The organism is Streptomyces sp. VNUA24 (assembly GCF_029167005.1).
In the GTDB taxonomy this organism is placed as follows: Bacteria; Actinomycetota; Actinomycetes; order Streptomycetales; family Streptomycetaceae; genus Streptomyces; species Streptomyces scabiei.
Genome location: NZ_CP119143.1, coordinates 9,476,957 through 9,493,204 on the forward strand (window position 1 = coordinate 9,476,957; position 16,248 = coordinate 9,493,204).

The window sequence follows — 16,248 nt, forward strand, 5'->3', positions numbered from 1 at the left end:
CTTCTTCGTGGTCCGGTGCGCGGCTGTCTACGGGCCGATTCCATAACATGTTTGCGCATCGGCGGGCGTGATTCGGCGCGCGACTGTGTACGGGGCGTCGGATAACAGATTCAGGCGTATGAATGTGTTCTCGGCCGATCACCGGGCCCGCAGGGAAATGGTCGGCCCCGACGGTATTGCCAGGCGCTCACCGAGGCATTTACTCTCGGGGCCGCAATGCCGCCATCGCGTCCGGCGCAAGCTCGCGGCAATTCGATGACAGCTCGCGGACGAGAGCTGCCGTTTCCGGGCCGGGCCGTACCCGAACGATTCAGCTATCGGTGACTCATTCCTGCTGACGACGCGAATGTTGAGGGTCCACCACGATGTCTGCCCCGCTGCCGTCGCCGCTGCTCGCTCTGCGAGGCATCGGCAAGTCGTTCCTCGGCGTGCGGGTGCTCGACGGCATCGACCTCCAGGTCCGGCCGGGCGAGGTGCACGCGGTCGTCGGTGAGAACGGCGCCGGCAAGTCCACGCTCATGAAGGTGGTGTCCGGCGTCCACCGACCCGACGAGGGAACGGTGGAGTTCGCCGGCGCACGGCGGGCGTTCCGCAGCCCGCGTGAGGCCCAACAGGCCGGTATCGGCATCGTCCACCAGGAGCTGACCCTGCTGCCCGAGCGCACCGTCGCGGAGAACGTCTGGCTGGGCCACGAGCCCCTGCGCCGGGGGCTCGTCGACCGCGGAGCGATGCACAGCCGCACCGCGGGGCTCCTCGCCTCGATCGGGGAGGGCTCCTTACCGCCCGACACCCGCGTGGGACGCCTCGGCGTGGCGCACCAGCAGGTGGTCGAGATCGTCAAGGCGCTCACCCTCGACGCACGGCTGCTCATCATGGACGAACCCACCGCCGCCCTCGCCGAGAACGAGGTCGACCGGCTCTACGCGCTCGTACGGCGGCTGCAGGAGCACGGGATGGGCGTGCTGTACGTCTCGCACCGCCTCAAGGAGGTCTTCGACCTGTCCGGCCGGATCACCGTGCTCAAGGACGGCCGGGCGGTGGCCACCCTGGACACCGCGGACACCAGCGCCGGCCGGCTGGTGCGCCACATGGTCGGCCGGGAGCTGTCGAGCCACTGCCCCGACCGGGCGAAGCCGCGGGAGCCGGGCCCGGTGCGACTGACCGTCCGGGGCGGGGGCAACCGGAAGCTGCGCGGCATCGACCTGCGGCTGCGCGCCGGTGAGGTGCTCGGGGTCGGCGGGCTGCAGGGCTCCGGCCGGTCGGCGTTGGCCCGCGCCCTGTTCGGCGCCGTCCCGTTCAGAACCGGCGAGGTGGCCGTCGACGGAACCCCGGTCCGGCTGCGCTCGCCCCGCGCCGCGATGCGGGCCGGTATCGCCTACGTCTCCGAGGACCGCAAGGGCGAAGGGATCGTCGCCGGGCAGTCGGTGCTCGACAACGCGCTGTTGGCCGTCCGCGCCGTACCCCCTCGCAGGGCAGGCCGCGGCGCCCGGACCGCGCGCGTCCGGGAGCTGCTCGCGGCCGTCGAGCTGCGCGCCGCACGGGAGGACCGGGAGATCCGTTTCCTGTCCGGGGGCAACCAGCAGAGGGTCGTGCTGGCCAGGTGGCTCGCGCTCGCCCCGAGGATCCTGCTCTTCGACGAGCCGACCCGGGGCATCGACGTCGGCGCCAGGTCGGCGATCCACGCCCTCGTCCGCCGGCTGGCCCGCGACGGCGCCGCTGTGCTGATGGTCTCCTCCGAACTGCCCGAACTGCTCGGCATGAGCGACCGGATCATCGTCATGCGCGACGGCCTGATCGCCGGTGAGCTGCCCGCCGGCGCGACCGAGGAGGACGTCGTCGCCCTGGCGGTCGGCACCGCGCGGGAGGCGGCCGGATGAGCGGCGCCCCGTCCCCGCCGGCCCGGCGGACCCCGCCCGGTGTGTTCGTCGCCCTGGCCCTCACCCTGGCGATCGGCTGGCTCGTCGTCACGGTCGACGGCGGCCGGCTGTTCAGTCTGCCGACGACGGTGAGCCTGCTGCACGTCGCCGCCGGTCTGGGCCTCGTCGCGGTCGGCCAGACGCTGGTCGTCGTCGGGGGCTCGCTGGACCTGTCCGTGGCGTACACGGTCAGCCTGAGCACCCTCGTCGCCGCCGAGACCATGGCCGGTGACGACGCGGCGCTGCTCCCGGCGATCGGTCTGACGCTCGCCGTCAGCGCCGCGATCGGCCTCGTCAACGGCCTGCTCGTCACCCTGGCGCAGATCAACCCCTTCATCGCGACCGTCGGCGTCGGACTGCTGCTGAAGGGGTACCTCGACAACGGGTACGACGGCCCGGCCGGCAAGACCGCACCCGCCCTGGTGCGGGGCCTGGGGTACCAGCGCGTCGGCCCGGTGCCGCTGGCGTTCCTGCTGCTGCTCGCCGTCACCGCCGCGGCCTGGTTCGTCCTCGCCCGCACCCGCTTCGGCCACCATCTGATCGCCGTCGGCGGAGACATGGAGGTCGCCCGGCTCTCCGGCGTGCGCACCGGCCGGGTCCTCGTCACCGCCCATGTGCTGTGCGCCCTCTGCGCCGGCCTCGCCGGGCTCTACCTCGCCGGTCGGCTCGGCGCCGGCGCACCCAGGGTGGGCACCGAGGGACTGTACGACCTGGAATCGATCGCCGCCGTGGTGCTCGGCGGGACCGCCCTGGCCGGCGGGCGCGGCGGCGTCGTCGGCACGGTCGGCGGCGTGCTGCTCCTCGCGAGCATCGACGCCGTCTTCAACCAGCTCGACGTCGACGTGTTCTTCAAGCAGGTGATCCGTGGCGTGGTCATCATCGCGGCGGTCGCCGTCCACGCCCGCCGGACGATGCGGAAGGCGTCCTAGCATGCGGATCGCGCGCCCACGGCGGCTCCCCGGGTTCCGCTCCGGCGGTCTCGCACCGATCGTCGTGATCCTGGCGGTCCTGCTGGTGCTGCTGAGCGCCCGCCAACCGGACTTCTTCTCGCCGCCGTCGCTGATGTCGTTCCTCGGCCGCTCCGCGCCGATCGTCCTGCTCGCCGCCGGCCAGTACTTCGTGATCGTCTCCGGCGAGCTGGACCTGTCCGTCGGCTCCCTGGTCACCGCGCAGGTGGTCGTCGCCGCCCGGCTGATCGACGGCGATCCGTCGGCCGGCTGGACCGTCGTCGTGCTCCTGCTCGCGTTCGGCGTCGCCGTCGGCCTCGTCAACGGCCTCGTCACCACCTGGCTGCGCGTGCCGTCGTTCATCACGACCCTCGGGATGTTCCTGATCCTCGTCGGTGCCGTGTACCTGTGGTCCGACGGTGCCCCGAAGGGCGGCCTCTCCGAGGAGTTCCGCCGGCTCGGCCGGTCGGCGTTCGAGGACGTGCCCGTGCTGGGCCGGATACCGTACGCCCTTCTCGTCCTGCTGGCCGCGGCCGCTCTGGCGTCGGCGCTGACGCGTTCGGACTTCGGCCGCACCCTGGTCGCCGTCGGCGGCAACCCGCGGACCGCCGAGCTGAGCGGCGTGCGCGTGGGGCGCGCCAGGACCATGGCGTTCGTCCTCAGCGGACTCGCCGCCACGCTCGCGGCGGTCCTGATCGCCGGGTACGGCGGAGTGTCGTTCCAGGCCGGTGCCGGCCTGGAGTTCGGCGCGATCACCGCGGCGGTCCTCGGTGGTGTCGCCCTGGGCGGGGGCCGGGGCTCGGTCGTCGGCGCGATGCTGGGCGCGCTGACCCTGGAGACGCTCTTCACGCTCATGAACTTCTACGGCGTCTCCGGCGCCCTCGAACCGGCCGTCCAGGGCGCGATCATCCTGTTCGCGGTGGCGGCTGCGTCCTTCCGTGTCCCGTCCAGATGAAGGGGATCCAGTGAGGCATTCCATGACGGTGCTGGCCGTGAGCACCTTGCTGGTGCTGGCCGGCTGCGCCACCGACGAGCCCACCACCGGCGCATCGGGTTCCCCCTCCGCGGGCACGGGACCGGGCACCGGCTCGGGCACCGGGAAGCAGTCGAAGTTCTTCGTGCGGGCCGACTACGAGCAGCAGCTCGCGCTCCTGGACACCGCGCCCACCGGACCCGCGGACAGGCCCTGGGAGCAGGCGCTCGACCCGGCGATGGTGAAGACCGCGAAGTACAGGAAGCCCGGACCGCACAAGCTCTGCTTCTCCAACGCCGGGCTGAACAACCCCTGGCGCCAGGTCGGTTTCAAGACCATGCAGGCCGAGGTCGACACCCACCGCGACCGGATCTCCGAGTTCGTCCACGTCGACGCCGAGGGCAAGGACCAGAAGCAGATCGCCGACATCAACGACCTGCTCGGCAAGGGCTGTGACGCGCTCATCGTCTCGCCGAACACCACCGCGACGCTCACCCCCGCCGTGGAGGCCGCCTGCCGGAAGGGCCTGCCGGTCATCGTCTTCGACCGCGGCGTCGACACGACCTGCCCGGTGACGTTCATCAACCCGATCGGCGGCTACGGATTCGGCCATGTCGCGGCGGAGTTCGTCACCCGGAAGATGAAGCGGGGCGGCAAGGTGCTCGCGCTGCGCATCCTGCCCGGCGTCGACGTCCTGGAGACCCGCTGGTCCGCGGCGAAGGTCGCCTTCGACACGGCGGGCGTCGACGTCGTCGGCGTCGAGTTCACCGACGGCGACCCGGCCAGGACCAAGAAGATCGTCAACGACTACATCCAGCGGTACGGCACGATCGACGGCGTCTGGATGGACGCCGGGGCCGTCGCGGGCGCGGCGGTCGAGGCGTTCGAGGACGCGGGCAGGCCCGTGCCGCCGATCAACGGCGAGGACCAGCTCGACTTCCTGAAGATGTGGAAGGACAAGAAACTCACGGCGATCGCCCCGACCTACCCGACCTACCAGTGGCGCACCCCGGTCATCGCCGCGCTGAGGATCCTCGACGGCGAGCACGTGCCGAACCCCTGGAAGCTGCCCCAGCCGACCATCACCCGGGACAACCTGGACGAGTACGTCGACCCCACCATGCCCCCGCTGCACTACGCGATGTGCGGCTGCACCGACCTGCCCGGCTACCCGAAGCGCTGGAAGTAGTCCGGTGTACACGATCGGTGTCAACCCGTGGGTCTGGGCCTCGCCCGTCGACGACGAGGCCCTGGCCGAACTGGTGCCGCGCATCGCCGCGTTCGGCTTCGACGCGGTCGAGCTGCCGATCGAGCGACCCGACGACTGGGACCCGGCACGCACACGGGACCTGCTGGCGGCGTACGGCCTGCGCGCGGCCGGCGTCTGTGCCGTCACCTCGCCCGGACGTGACCTCGTGAACGCCCCACCGGAGGTCGTCGCCGCGACCGTGGCGTACCTGAAGACATGTGTGGACCTGGCGGCGGCCGTCGGCGCGCCCTGCGTCGGCGGCCCGGTCTACGCCTCGGTGGGGCGGACCTGGCGCATGTCCCCGGCCGAGCGCGCGGCCTGCTACGCGGACGTCCGCCGCGCGCTGGGGCCGGTGGCCGACCACGCGGGGGAGCGGGGCGTGAGCATCGGCGTGGAAGCCCTCAACCGCTATGAGACGAGCGTCGTCAACACGGTCGAGCAGGCGGTGGAGCTGATCGACGGCCTGCCCGCGAACGTCGGCCTCATGATCGACACCTATCACATGAACATCGAGGAGGCCGACCCCTACGAGGCGCTCGTCACGGCCGGTCCGCACCTCACTCACGTCCAGGTCAGCGGCACCGACCGCGGCGCCCCGGGCGCCGACCACTTCGACTGGCCGCGCTTCCTCGCCCACCTGGCCGCCACCGGCTACGGCGGCGCGCTGTGCATCGAGTCGTTCACCGCGCAGAACGAGGCCATCGCCACCGCCGCCTCGATCTGGCGGCCGCTCGCCCCCACACAGGACACCCTCGCCCGTGACGGGCTGTCCTACCTCCGAACCGTCCTCCACGGACTGGACAACGCTCCCTCGACCGGGTGAGGGGGCGGCTTCCGCAGACGAAAGACGTCCTACGCCCTCCGCATCGGGAACCGCCTCAAGGAGAAATGGTGTTCACAGCCCGCACGATACGAAGGCGGCTTCTCGCCGTAGCCGCCGCACTCGGTTCCGCCGCGACCGCCGTGATGGCGTTCCCCGCGCCCGCGTCCGCGGCCGCACACACCGTGTACGTCTCGCCGTCCGGCACCGGCACGGACTGCTCCAGCGCGCAGCCCTGTTCGCTGACAGCCGCGCAGGCGGCGGTGCGATCGCTCAACGACGCCATGTCGGACGACATCGTGGTGCAGTTGGCGGACGGCGTGTACCGACTGGACCGACCCCTGCGTCTGACGGCGGAGGACTCCGGTTCAGGGGGGCACACGGTCGTGTGGCGGGCCGCCCCGTCGGCGCGTCCGGTGTTCACCGGTGCCCGGGCGGTCACCGGCTGGTCGGTGGCCGACTCGGCCAAGAACATCTGGAAGGCCGAGGTGCCCGCCGGTCTCGACGCCCGGCAGCTGTATGTCGACGGCGCCGTCGCCACCCGGGCCCGCACACAGGTGAACAGGGCCGACTTCACCCCCACCAGCGCCGGAATGAGGTTCTCGGGCGGTGCGCTGAGCTATCTGAACAACCTGGCCGACCAGAGCCGGATCGAGGTGGAGGGCGTCAACTCCTTCACCGACCGGTACTCGCCGGTCCAGAGCATCAGCGGGAACTTCGTCACGATGCGGCAGCCGGCGTGGAACAACAACAACTTCGGCTACGACACCCTCATGAAGCCACACCGGGCCGGCCCGTTCTACCTGACCAACGCGTACGAATTCCTGGACTCGCCCGGCGAGTGGTACCTCAACCCCACGGCCGGAACCCTGTACTACAAACCCCTGGCCGGGCAGAACATGAGCTCCGTCGGTGTGGAACTGCCGAGGCTGCAGTCGCTGGTGAACGTCGGCGGCACCTACGGTGAGCCGGCACACCACCTCACGTTCAGCGGGATCACCTTCACCGGGACGAGCTGGCTGGGCCCGAGCAGCAACCAGGGGTACGCGGACCAGCAGACGGGCGCGTACCTGGCCGGCGACTGGAGCTGGCCGGGTTTCGACTCCTGCCACAACGGCTGCACGCAGTTCGAGGCGGCCCGGCCGCACTGGCGGCAGATGCCGGCCGCCGTGCAGGTCTCCGCCGCCAACACCGTCACCTTCACCGACTCCCGGTTCGTCAACCTGGGTCAGACCGCCATCGGTATCGGCAACGACGCCAACGCGCATGACAGCGGCGTCGGCCTGGGCGCCGCCGACATCACGGTGACCCGGTCGGAGATAGCCCGGAGTTCAGCCGGTGGCATCCTCGTGGGCGGCGTGCGCGCCGACGCCCACCACCCCGGCGACCAGCGCATGGTCAACCGGGACATCACGATCAGCAACAACCGCATCCACGACCTCGGGGCGGACCACCGGGGCATCGTCTCCGTCCTGACGACGTACGTCACGGGCAGCACCGTCGCCCAGAACGAGGTCTACAACATGCCGTACACCGGCATGTCGATCGGGTTCGGCTGGGGTGCCAACGACGCGGGCGGCAGCAACCACTATGCGGGCCGCGGCCTGTACACCTACCAGCCGCGCTACACGACGCCGACCACCGCGTCCAACAACCGGCTCGTCGGGAACTACATTCACGATGTCATGCAGCAGATGAACGACGGCGGCTGCATCTACACCCTCGGATGGAACCCGAGCGCGCTGATCAGCCGGAACCACTGCCTGCGGACCAACGGACACTTCGGGCTGTACTTCGACGAGGGCTCGAAGTACTACAAGGCCGACAACAACGTCTTCTCCACCACCGGTACATGGGCGACAGCCAACTACTGGGGTGGCGAGAACATGGGGAACTGGACCCTCACCGACAACTGGTCGACCAACGGCAGCACGAACGTGACCCACGGGGACCGCGGCAACGTGGTGTCCGGCAATACCACGGTCACCAACGGCACCTGGCCGTCCGGTGCCCAGGACGTGATGGCGTCCGCCGGACCGAAGGACACCACCCCGCCGCCGACGACGGCCCAGCAGATCGTGGGCGCGCAGTCCGGCCGCTGTCTGACCGTCCCCGGCACCGGCACCGCCAACGGCACCCAGACCCAACTCCAGGACTGCACCGGCGCGACCGGACAGACCTGGACCTACACCACCGGCAGACAACTGACCGTCCACGGCAACAGATGCCTCGACGCCAGCGGAGGCGGCACCGCCAACGGCACCCAGGTCATCGTCTGGGACTGCAACGGCCAGACCAACCAACAATGGAACGTCAACCCCAACGGCACCATCACCGGCGTCCAGTCCGGACTCTGCCTCGACGCCAACGCCGGCGGCACCGCCAACGGCACCCGGGCCATCCTCTGGTCCTGCAACGGCGGCACCAACCAGCAGTGGACACTGCGCTAGCGCACATCAACGCCCCTCCGCTCCTCGGTGAGAGGAGCGGATGCCGGCAGCGGGGCCCGACTCGGTGCGGGCCCCGTCGCGCGTGGGTGGATCCGTGGACGCCTGCGCCGCGACGGCGTCGCCTCGCTCGCGGCAGGCCGTCCCGCGCCGGGTCCGGCGCCTCTAACGCAGCAGCCCGGTCGGGTCGCCCGGCCCGCTGCGGCGCACCACCCATGCCTCCGTGATGTGGGTGAACATCGCCTCGGCCGCGCCCTGGGGGTCGTGCCCGGCGATCCGCTCGTAGATGCGCCGATGGCCCTGGTTGGACGCGACGCACAGGGTGCGGCCGGTTCGGCCCATGTAACGGGCGGAGTCGATGACCTGGCGCTCCAGCGAACGGACCACGGCACGGCCGATGCGGTTGCCCGACGCCTGCATGACGGTGTCGTGGAACGCTCTGTCCTCGTCTTGGTACGAAGCGGGGTCGTCGACGAGCTCGTCCATCCGCTCCACCAGACCGCACAGCCGGTCGATCACCTCGGCGTCCGCCAGGCGGGCGGCGACGTTGGCCATGTCGCATTCCAGCGCGCGGCGGGTCGCGACAAGGTGATCGAGGATGGCCAGGCTCTCGTCCTCGGCGATGGACGCGCCGAGGACCAGTTCGTCGAGCATGTTCCACATCGTCGATGGGGTGACCATCGTGCCGGCGCCTTGGCGGACCTGCACCAGCCCCTTCTCCTGAAGGATCTTCACCGCCTCGCGCACCACGGTGCGGCTGACCGAGAAGGTCGCGCAGAGCACGGGCTCAGGGGGCAGGGGTGAACCGGACGGATGGACTCCACGGACGATCCGGTCCACCAGCTCGGCCGTGACCGCGGCGGCGAGGTTCGCCGGGCGCCGACTCCAGGCAGGGCTCTCGGAGGCCCCTGCGGATGACTGCGGTACTGCCGTCATGACACCCCCCGGGACCTTGACCGTGCCACGGATTCTGAGCCACTGTACGGCATCTGGTTGACGTTATACGTCATACGAGTTACATACGTCATACGAGTTGCGTTCCTCCTCAACCTCAACTGCCGGGCGGCCGGCCACCTCAGGAGAGTGGGGCAGCAATGAAGCACCGAACACTCACCCGCGCGCCGTGACCGCCCTCTACGACCGCATGCTGCGGCACACCTTCAAAGCCGGGCACGCCGGCGTGGTGTTCGGCACGATCGGCGCGTTCGACACGGCCCCGTGGGACATCAAGGCGCAGGCCGCGGGGGAGCCGCTGTGGCGGTTGCTCGGCGGCAACGACCGCACGGTCCACGCCTACGCCTCCGGCCTGGACATCGGTCTCACCGACGACGAACTCGTCGCCACCTACCAGGTCTACGCCGAACGCGGGCTGAGGGCGGCGAAGCTCAAGGGCGGCCTGGACATCGAGCGCGACCGGCACCGGCTGTTCCTCGTACGCGAGGTACTGACCGAGGCCGCGCACGGGGCCCGGCCGGGGCTCATGCCGGACGCGAACGAGTTCTGGAGCCGCAAACAGGCGGTACGCCACGTCGGTGAACTGGAATGCACACTCGACCTGACCTGGATCGAGGAGCCGGTCCGGCGCTGGGACGCCGACGGCCTGGCCGCGGTCAGCCGCGGCGTGCGGACGGCGGTCGCCGGCGGCGAGAACCTCACCGGCCTCGAGCAGTTCGCTCCGCTGATCGCGGCCGGAGGCGTCGACATCGTCCAGACCGCCGCGGTCTGGGGAGTCACCCACTTCCTGCGCGTCGCCGCGCTGACACCGACTTCCTCCGCTCGAACTACCCGGCGCTGAAGGGCGCCGCCCAGTTCTTCCTCGACACCCTGGTCGCCCACCCGACGCTCGGACACCTCGTCACCAACCCGTCGAACTCCCCGGAGCTCCCTCACCACACGAACGCCACCGTCTGCGCGGGGCCCACCATGGACAACCAGATCCTGCGCGACCTCTTCACCGGCGTCGCCCGCGCCGGCGAAACCCTCGGCGTGGACGCCGCCTTCCGTGCCCAGGCACTGGCGGCCCGGGACCGGCTGGCCCCGACACGGGTCGGTTCCCGGGGCAACGTCCAGGAGTGGCTGGCCGACTGGGTGGAGACCGAGCGGAACCACCGGCACGTCTCCCACCTGTACGGTCTGCATCCGAGCAACCAGATCACCAAGCGCGGGACACCCCAGTTGCACGAGGCCGCACGGCGGACGCTGGAACTGCGCGGTGACGACGGGACGGGCTGGTCGCTCGCGTGGAAGATCAACTTCTGGGCGCGACTGGAGGACGGTGCCCGGGCCCACAAGCTCCTCCGGGACCTGGTGCGCACGGACCGGCTCGCACCCAACATGTTCGACCTGCACCCGCCCTTCCAGATCGACGGCAACTTCGGTGCCACCTCGGGCATCGCGGAGATGCTGCTGCACAGCCACAACGGCGAACTGCACGTGCTGCCGGCGCTGCCTGCCGCCTGGCCCACCGGGCGCGTGAACGGACTGCGCGGCCGCGGCGGATACACCGTCGGCGCCGAGTGGAGCAGCGGCCGCATCGAGTGCGTCGTCACACCCGACCGAACCGGTACGGTCCGGGTGCGCAGCCGCATCTTCGCCGCCGACTTCACCCTGCGGGACGAGGCGAGCGGCGACCCGGTCCAGCCGAAGCGGCTGGAGGCCGACCTCATCGAGTTCGCCGGCCGCGCCGGCAGGACCTACCGCGCGTCCGCGGTCAGGTCGGGGCCGGTGGAGGCTGGAGCGGCGTACCGGCTGGTGGCGCAGCACAGCGGCAAGGCCGCCGACGTCAACGGTGCCTCCGCCGACGCGACCCTGATCCAGTGGCAGACCGCCGCCGGTCGCAACCAGCAGTTCGAGTTCCTGCCCTCCGAAGGCGATCACTACAAGATCCGGGTTCGGCCCGGTGGTCTGGTTCTGCAGGTCGCCGGAAGCGGCAGCGGCGCCGACATCACCCAGCAGGCGGACACCGACGCCGCCGGCCAGCAGTGGCGGATCGTCGACCACGGCAGTGGCGTGATCGGTCTGGTCAACCGGCAGAGCGGCCTAGCCCTGGACGTGTGGCAGGCATCCACCGCCGACGGAGCCCGCATCTCCCAGTGGACGGCCACCGGCAGCACCAACCAGCGCTTCCAGCTCCACCGCATCTAGAGACCCACAGCCGTCGGTCCTTGCCAAGCTGTAGGCGGCTGGGCCGCGTACGGCCCGGATCCTGGTCGGCGCGGAGTGGACCACTGACCGACGGCCCGGAGACGGCGAGCCGGCACACAAACCAGTGGTGGTACGGCTCGGCTGTTGCCCGGCACCTCATGAACCTCGTGGTGACCGGCATCCCGTTTCTTTCCGTCGCCGACGTCTCGTTGATCAACCTCAGCAAGGACCGCCGTGGCATGCACGACAGGGCTTCGGGCAGCGCGGTGATCCACCGCCGGTGACGGCGCGGTCAGGGACGGCGGCCGGGCCACATCCGAGAACGCCTTCACCGACACGGCGGCCACCTCCAGCGCCAACCGCGTCTTGCCCGCCCCGCCCCACCCGTCAGCGTCACCAGCCGCGCCACCCCCAGCAGACGGCGGACCTCGGGCCCCACGAGGACCCGCACTGTTCCAGCCGGGCCGGCGCACGTATGGGCTGACACCCTCGACGGCTTCATCGCGGGCACCGGTCCCGACTCCCGACGAGCCCGCATGACGTCGACGAGCCGAAGCCGATGAGGTTCGTCAGGCGGAAGGCGATGTGAGGCCGACCGAGTCGAAGGTGAAGTGTTGCCAGAGTCGCCGTGAGTGCTGCTCCGGGTAGGCGGTGACGGACGGTTCCACATCGAGCACGTGCACGAGGCGCCGGTCGGTGTCGTATGCGGGCCATCCTGGATCGCCGGTGGCGGCGAAGGCCGTCCAGGCGGAGCGGATGTGCGCGGACAGTGCTTCCACCTCGGGCGTCGCCTCCGGGACCAGGGCCCCCGCGACGCCGTCGAAGACGCCGAAGGTGAGGGGGACGTCCAGGAAGTGGCAGGCGCCGAAGACGCCGTCGAATCCCGGTGCGCTCCAGAGAAGTTCGTAGACGTGGGCGCGGCCGCCTCCGGCCAGCTGGGCCTCGGCGAGGTGGAGGGAGGGCATGCGGAAGAAGCGGTCCGACTGGACGAGTTCGTAGAGGCGTTCGTCCGTGGCGTCGGGGAAGGCCGCCCGGTAGTGCTGCTCCGCGTCGGGGCCGGGCCCGCAGACGCGCATCACCCCGGCCAGCAGGTCGCGGTCGATCGCACCGGCGTTCTCACGGAGGATGGTGAAGAGGCGGTATTCGTCGCGGTTGTGGCCGATGACGAGGTCCACGTCGGTTCCCGCGCCCCTTGCCAGGGCCTCCCATGGAGTGGTGGGCAGGACCGTGCCGTCGAGGACGGGCCAGAAGGGTGTCGAGGAGTACGCCACCGTACCCCACCGGTCCACGTACCGGTCCAAGGTGGCCGACACCTTGACTCCGGCCTCCGTCAGCTTGCGCGGATCCACGGTGGACAGGTCGCCGACCGTCGGACGGAGACCGAGTTCCGCTGCCAGGGCGGCTGAGATGTCGGTCGCCAGCTCGTTCGACAGGATCGTGCCCGGGGCGCTTTGGACGATGGCCCGCCGGAACAGGCCCTTGGCACTGGGCATGGCCAGCAGAGCGGCGATCGACCCCGCGCCGGCCGACTCGCCGAAGACGGTCACCTGGTCGGGGTCGCCGCCGAATGCGGTGATGTTCTCCCGCACCCATCGCAGCGCGGCGACCTGGTCGAGCAGTCCGCGGTTGGCCGGTGCTCCCTCGATCTGGGCGAAGCCCTCCATGCCGACGCGGTAGTTGAACGACACGACGACCTGTTGGCCGTCGCGGGCGAGGCGGCCGCCCTCGTAGCTCGGCTCGTCGGCGTGGCCGCTCTTGTAGGCTCCGCCGTAGATCCACACCATCACCGGACGGCGTGCCGAGACATCGGCGGCCGGCGTCCACACGTTCACCGTCAGCCAGTCGTCTCCTGCGGGCACGACCTGTGCGGCGGGCAAGGCCGGAAACATCGGGACTTGGGGCGGGGGCGGTCCGAACACGGCGGCGTCCCGTACGCCCTCCCACGGATGCACCGGCTGCGGGGCGGCGAAGCGCTGTTCGCCCACCGGTGGCTGAGCGAACGGGATTCCCCGGAAAACCTCAAGACCCGCCTCGCGTCGGCCGCGCACGAGACCGGCCGCGGTGGGGACTTCGGGGGGAGTGTCTGCGTTCACTTGTGTCTCCTTGTGGCTGCTGTGGTCGGTTCCGCTATTCCGTGGACTGGCCGTGCAACCGGCTGCGCGCCGGTCGGTCGTAGCCAAGTTCCTCGAGAACGGCGTCCGTGTGTTCTCCGAGCGCGGGGATCGGGTCCATGCGTGGTGCGTGGCCCTGCAGACCGATGGCGGGGCGAATGGCGGTCAACGGGCCCACGGGGGAGTGCACTTCGGTGAGACGGTCGCGGGCCAGGAGCTGCGGGTGCGTGCCGAGCTCTGTGACACCGCGCTGGCGGGCATGAGCGATCCGCCCTTCGGTGAGGCGCTGTTCGAGCTGTTCCGCGGTCAGACCCGAGAGGACTTCGGTGATGTGTTCCTCCAGAGCCTTGCGGTTCGCCACCCGCCGGCTGCCGTTGTGGAACCGCTCGTCGGACGCGAGTTCGGGGCGCCCGAGCACGGTCCGGCAGAAGGACACCCACTCGCGTTCGTTCTGCACCGCGAGGACGATCTCGGTGCCGTCTCCGGCCGCGAACGTGCCGTACGGAGCGATGGCGGCATGGCTGGTTCCCGCGCGCACCGGGGGTGTCCCGCCGTACTCGGTGTAGTAGAAGGGGTAACCCATCCACTCCACCAGCGAGTCCAGAAGGCTGATGTCCACCGCGCCGCCGCGGCCGGTGCGTTCGCGCTCGTACAGAGCGGCGAGGATGCCAGAGAAGGCGTACATCCCGGCACTGATGTCGGCGGCGGGGATTCCCGTCTTGGCCGGCGCGTCCTCGCTGCCGGTCACCGACAGCAGGCCCGCCTCGGCCTGGATGAGCAGGTCGTAGGCTTTCGCGTCGCGGTACGGGCCGCTGCTTCCGTATCCGGAGACGGAACAGGTGATCAGCCGGGGGTGACGGGCGCGGAGCTGCTCGGCGCCGAGACCGAGGCGCTCCGCCGCGCCGGGCGCGAAGTTCTGGATGAACACGTCGGCCCGGCCGATCAGGCGGTCCATCACCTCGGCGGCTTCGGGGTGTTTCAGGTCGAGGGTGATGCTCTCCTTCGACCGGTTGAGCCACACGAAGTGGCTCGACATGCCGCGCACCGTCTCGTCGTAGTCCCGCGCGAAGTCGCCGGTGCCCGGCCTTTCCACCTTGATGACTCTGGCCCCGAGGTCGGCGAGCTGACGGGTCGCCAAGGGGGCGGCGACGGCCTGCTCGCAGGCGACCACGGTGATGCCGGCCAGGGGCAGCGTGTTCATCGGACTCCGATCACGACGGTCTTGGTCTGTGTGTAGCCCAGCAAACCCTCGAATCCCTTCTCACGCCCGTATCCGGAGCGCTTCCATCCGCCGAAGGGCAGTTCCACGCCACCGGCGGCACCGTAGGTGTTGACGAAGACCTGTCCCGCGCACACCTCGTCGGCGAGCCGGTGGGCGCGTCCGATGTCCCGCGTCCAGACCGCGGCGACGAGTCCGTACTCGGTGCCGTTGGCGAGGGCCACCGCCTCGGTGTCGTCACGGAACGGAGTCACCGACAGTACGGGGCCGAAGATCTCCTCCTGAGCGACCGCGGCTGTCGCGGGTACGTGGTCGAAAAGCGTCGGCCGGTAGAAGAAGCCGCCGTGCAGACGCTCGTCGTCGGGGACGTCGCCGCCGGTGACCAGGACGGCTTCCCGCCTGCCCTGTTCGACCAGCGAGGCGACCCGCGCGCGCTGCCTGTCGCTGATCAGGGGACCGAGGTCCGGGTCCTGCGCGCCGGGGCCGATCCGCAGCGCCTCGAACCTCTCGCGAACCGCCGCGACGAGCTTGCCGTGCACCGATTCGTGGACGAGGACACGAGACCCGGCGGAACACGTCTGCCCGCAGTTCTGGATGATGGCGCTGACGATGAGCGGGACGGCATGGCCGAGGTCGGCGTCCTCGAAGACGATGTTCGGGCTCTTGCCGCCGAGTTCGAGGACGACGGGGACCACGTTCGCCGCGGCGGCCTGGGCGATGGCGGTGCCGACGGGACGCGACCCGGTGAAGGAGATGTGGTCGATACCGGGGTGCCCGGCCAGGGCCGCCCCGGCTTCCGGTCCGAATCCGGGCACGACATTCAGCATGCCCGGCGGAAAGCCCGCTTCCAGGGCGAGTCTGGCTATCTCCACGGCCGTGACCGGGGTGTCCTCGGCGGGCTTGAGCACGCAGCAGTTGCCGGCGGCGAGCGCGGGGGCCAGTGTGCGCGCCGTCATCTGCAAGGGGTAGTTCCACGGCGTGATGTGGGCCGTGACACCGAAGGGCTCGCGTCTGGTGAAGGCGACCATGCCGTCCGCCTGGGGCAGCGTGTCACCGTGCAGGGCCTGGAGGATGCCGGCGTAGTAGTCGAAGTAGCGCGCGGTGACGGCCACGTCCGTTCGCGCCTGCCGGAGCGGTTTGCCGACGTCCTGGCACTCCAGGTCCGCGAGCCGGTCGGCGTCGCGCCTGATCAGCGCGGCGAGTTGCCGCAGGACACCGGCTCGCCATTCGGCGCTCCGCCCTCGTACGAAGCCGAAGGCGCTGCGGGCGGCTTCGACCGCGTCGTCGACCTGAGCGGTTCCGCAGCGGGTGGCCTCGGCGAAGGGGGTGCCGGTGGACGGGTCGACCACGGTGAACGTGGTCCCCGTGGTTACTTCCTCGCCGGCGATGAGGGCCGGGATGGTGCGCATGAACTCTCCTGGG

General features: G+C 70.6%; 11 protein-coding genes and 2 pseudogenes. 9 read left to right on the forward strand and 4 right to left on the reverse strand.

The annotated features are described in order from the left end of the window. Nucleotides 1-365 precede the first annotated feature (365 nt). The 6 genes from PYR72_RS40800 to PYR72_RS40825 all read left to right on the forward strand — a co-directional run bounded on the left by PYR72_RS40800 (nucleotide 366) and on the right by PYR72_RS40825 (nucleotide 8,355). On the forward strand, nucleotides 366-1,877 hold the full coding sequence (locus PYR72_RS40800) for a sugar ABC transporter ATP-binding protein (protein ID WP_275459947.1): 1,512 nt from the start codon (nucleotides 366-368) through the stop codon (nucleotides 1,875-1,877). Next, nucleotides 1,874-2,845: an ABC transporter permease gene (locus tag PYR72_RS40805; protein WP_275459948.1), complete on the forward strand. Its 972-nt coding sequence runs from the start codon at nucleotides 1,874-1,876 to the stop codon at nucleotides 2,843-2,845. Before PYR72_RS40800 ends, PYR72_RS40805 begins: the two co-directional genes overlap by 4 nt. A gap of 1 nt (nucleotide 2,846) precedes the next feature. Continuing rightward, a complete protein-coding gene (locus PYR72_RS40810; RefSeq protein WP_275459949.1) occupies nucleotides 2,847-3,818 on the forward strand; it encodes an ABC transporter permease in 972 nt (323 codons plus the stop codon). Nucleotides 3,819-3,840: 22 nt separating this feature from the next. Further along, on the forward strand, nucleotides 3,841-5,025 hold the full coding sequence (locus PYR72_RS40815) for an ABC transporter substrate-binding protein (protein ID WP_275459950.1): 1,185 nt from the start codon (nucleotides 3,841-3,843) through the stop codon (nucleotides 5,023-5,025). A 4-nt stretch (nucleotides 5,026-5,029) separates the two neighbouring features. Next, the gene (locus PYR72_RS40820; RefSeq protein WP_275459951.1) at nucleotides 5,030-5,908 is read left to right on the forward strand and encodes a sugar phosphate isomerase/epimerase family protein; all 879 of its coding nucleotides are present in this window, start codon (nucleotides 5,030-5,032) and stop codon (nucleotides 5,906-5,908) included. Between the two features lie 143 nt (nucleotides 5,909-6,051). After that, on the forward strand, nucleotides 6,052-8,355 hold the full coding sequence (locus PYR72_RS40825; RefSeq protein WP_275460649.1) for a ricin-type beta-trefoil lectin domain protein: 2,304 nt from the start codon (nucleotides 6,052-6,054) through the stop codon (nucleotides 8,353-8,355). Between the two features lie 162 nt (nucleotides 8,356-8,517). Here PYR72_RS40825 and PYR72_RS40830 read toward each other — a convergent pair whose 3' ends face one another. Next, on the reverse strand, nucleotides 8,518-9,288 hold the full coding sequence (locus PYR72_RS40830) for a FadR/GntR family transcriptional regulator (RefSeq protein ID WP_275459952.1): 771 nt from the start codon (nucleotides 9,286-9,288) through the stop codon (nucleotides 8,518-8,520). 178 nt (nucleotides 9,289-9,466) lie between these two features. Between PYR72_RS40830 and PYR72_RS40835 the strand changes: the two are divergent. The 3 genes and pseudogenes from PYR72_RS40835 to PYR72_RS40845 form a co-directional block, all read left to right on the forward strand. Further along, a pseudogene (locus PYR72_RS40835) lies at nucleotides 9,467-10,111 on the forward strand (enolase C-terminal domain-like protein); the annotation flags it as partial. A 5-nt stretch (nucleotides 10,112-10,116) separates the two neighbouring features. After that, nucleotides 10,117-11,496 (forward strand): annotated as a pseudogene (locus tag PYR72_RS40840) (RICIN domain-containing protein); the annotation flags it as partial. A gap of 158 nt (nucleotides 11,497-11,654) precedes the next feature. Next, the gene (locus tag PYR72_RS40845; protein ID WP_275459953.1) at nucleotides 11,655-11,780 is read left to right on the forward strand and encodes a hypothetical protein; all 126 of its coding nucleotides are present in this window, start codon (nucleotides 11,655-11,657) and stop codon (nucleotides 11,778-11,780) included. 285 nt (nucleotides 11,781-12,065) lie between these two features. Here the strand turns inward: PYR72_RS40845 and PYR72_RS40850 are convergent, their stop codons facing one another. Genes PYR72_RS40850 through PYR72_RS40860 form a run of 3 tightly spaced genes read right to left on the reverse strand, consistent with a single transcriptional unit; the run spans nucleotide 12,066 to nucleotide 16,235 of the window. Further along, nucleotides 12,066-13,589 (reverse strand): carboxylesterase family protein, encoded by a 1,524-nt coding sequence (locus PYR72_RS40850; RefSeq protein ID WP_275459954.1) that lies wholly within the window; start codon nucleotides 13,587-13,589, stop codon nucleotides 12,066-12,068. A gap of 34 nt (nucleotides 13,590-13,623) precedes the next feature. Beyond that, nucleotides 13,624-14,808: a CaiB/BaiF CoA-transferase family protein gene (locus tag PYR72_RS40855; protein WP_275459955.1), complete on the reverse strand. Its 1,185-nt coding sequence runs from the start codon at nucleotides 14,806-14,808 to the stop codon at nucleotides 13,624-13,626. Next, nucleotides 14,805-16,235: an aldehyde dehydrogenase family protein gene (locus tag PYR72_RS40860; RefSeq protein ID WP_275459956.1), complete on the reverse strand. Its 1,431-nt coding sequence runs from the start codon at nucleotides 16,233-16,235 to the stop codon at nucleotides 14,805-14,807. Before PYR72_RS40860 ends, PYR72_RS40855 begins: the two co-directional genes overlap by 4 nt. Between the last annotated feature and the right edge of the window lie 13 nt (nucleotides 16,236-16,248).

Excerpts from the sequence above, each read along its gene's own strand:
- PYR72_RS40800 (WP_275459947.1), top strand. The coding sequence starts at position 366 with ATGTCTGCCCCGCTGCCGTCGCCGCTGCTCGCTCTGCGAGGCATCGGC.
- PYR72_RS40805 (WP_275459948.1), top strand. The coding sequence starts at position 1,874 with ATGAGCGGCGCCCCGTCCCCGCCGGCCCGGCGGACCCCGCCCGGTGTG.
- PYR72_RS40810 (WP_275459949.1), top strand. The coding sequence starts at position 2,847 with ATGCGGATCGCGCGCCCACGGCGGCTCCCCGGGTTCCGCTCCGGCGGT.
- PYR72_RS40815 (WP_275459950.1), top strand. The coding sequence starts at position 3,841 with ATGACGGTGCTGGCCGTGAGCACCTTGCTGGTGCTGGCCGGCTGCGCC.
- PYR72_RS40825 (WP_275460649.1), top strand. The coding sequence starts at position 6,052 with ATGGCGTTCCCCGCGCCCGCGTCCGCGGCCGCACACACCGTGTACGTC.
- PYR72_RS40830 (WP_275459952.1), bottom strand. The coding sequence starts at position 9,288 with ATGACGGCAGTACCGCAGTCATCCGCAGGGGCCTCCGAGAGCCCTGCC.
- PYR72_RS40845 (WP_275459953.1), top strand. The coding sequence starts at position 11,655 with ATGAACCTCGTGGTGACCGGCATCCCGTTTCTTTCCGTCGCCGACGTC.
- PYR72_RS40855 (WP_275459955.1), bottom strand. The coding sequence starts at position 14,808 with ATGAACACGCTGCCCCTGGCCGGCATCACCGTGGTCGCCTGCGAGCAG.
- PYR72_RS40860 (WP_275459956.1), bottom strand. The coding sequence starts at position 16,235 with ATGCGCACCATCCCGGCCCTCATCGCCGGCGAGGAAGTAACCACGGGG.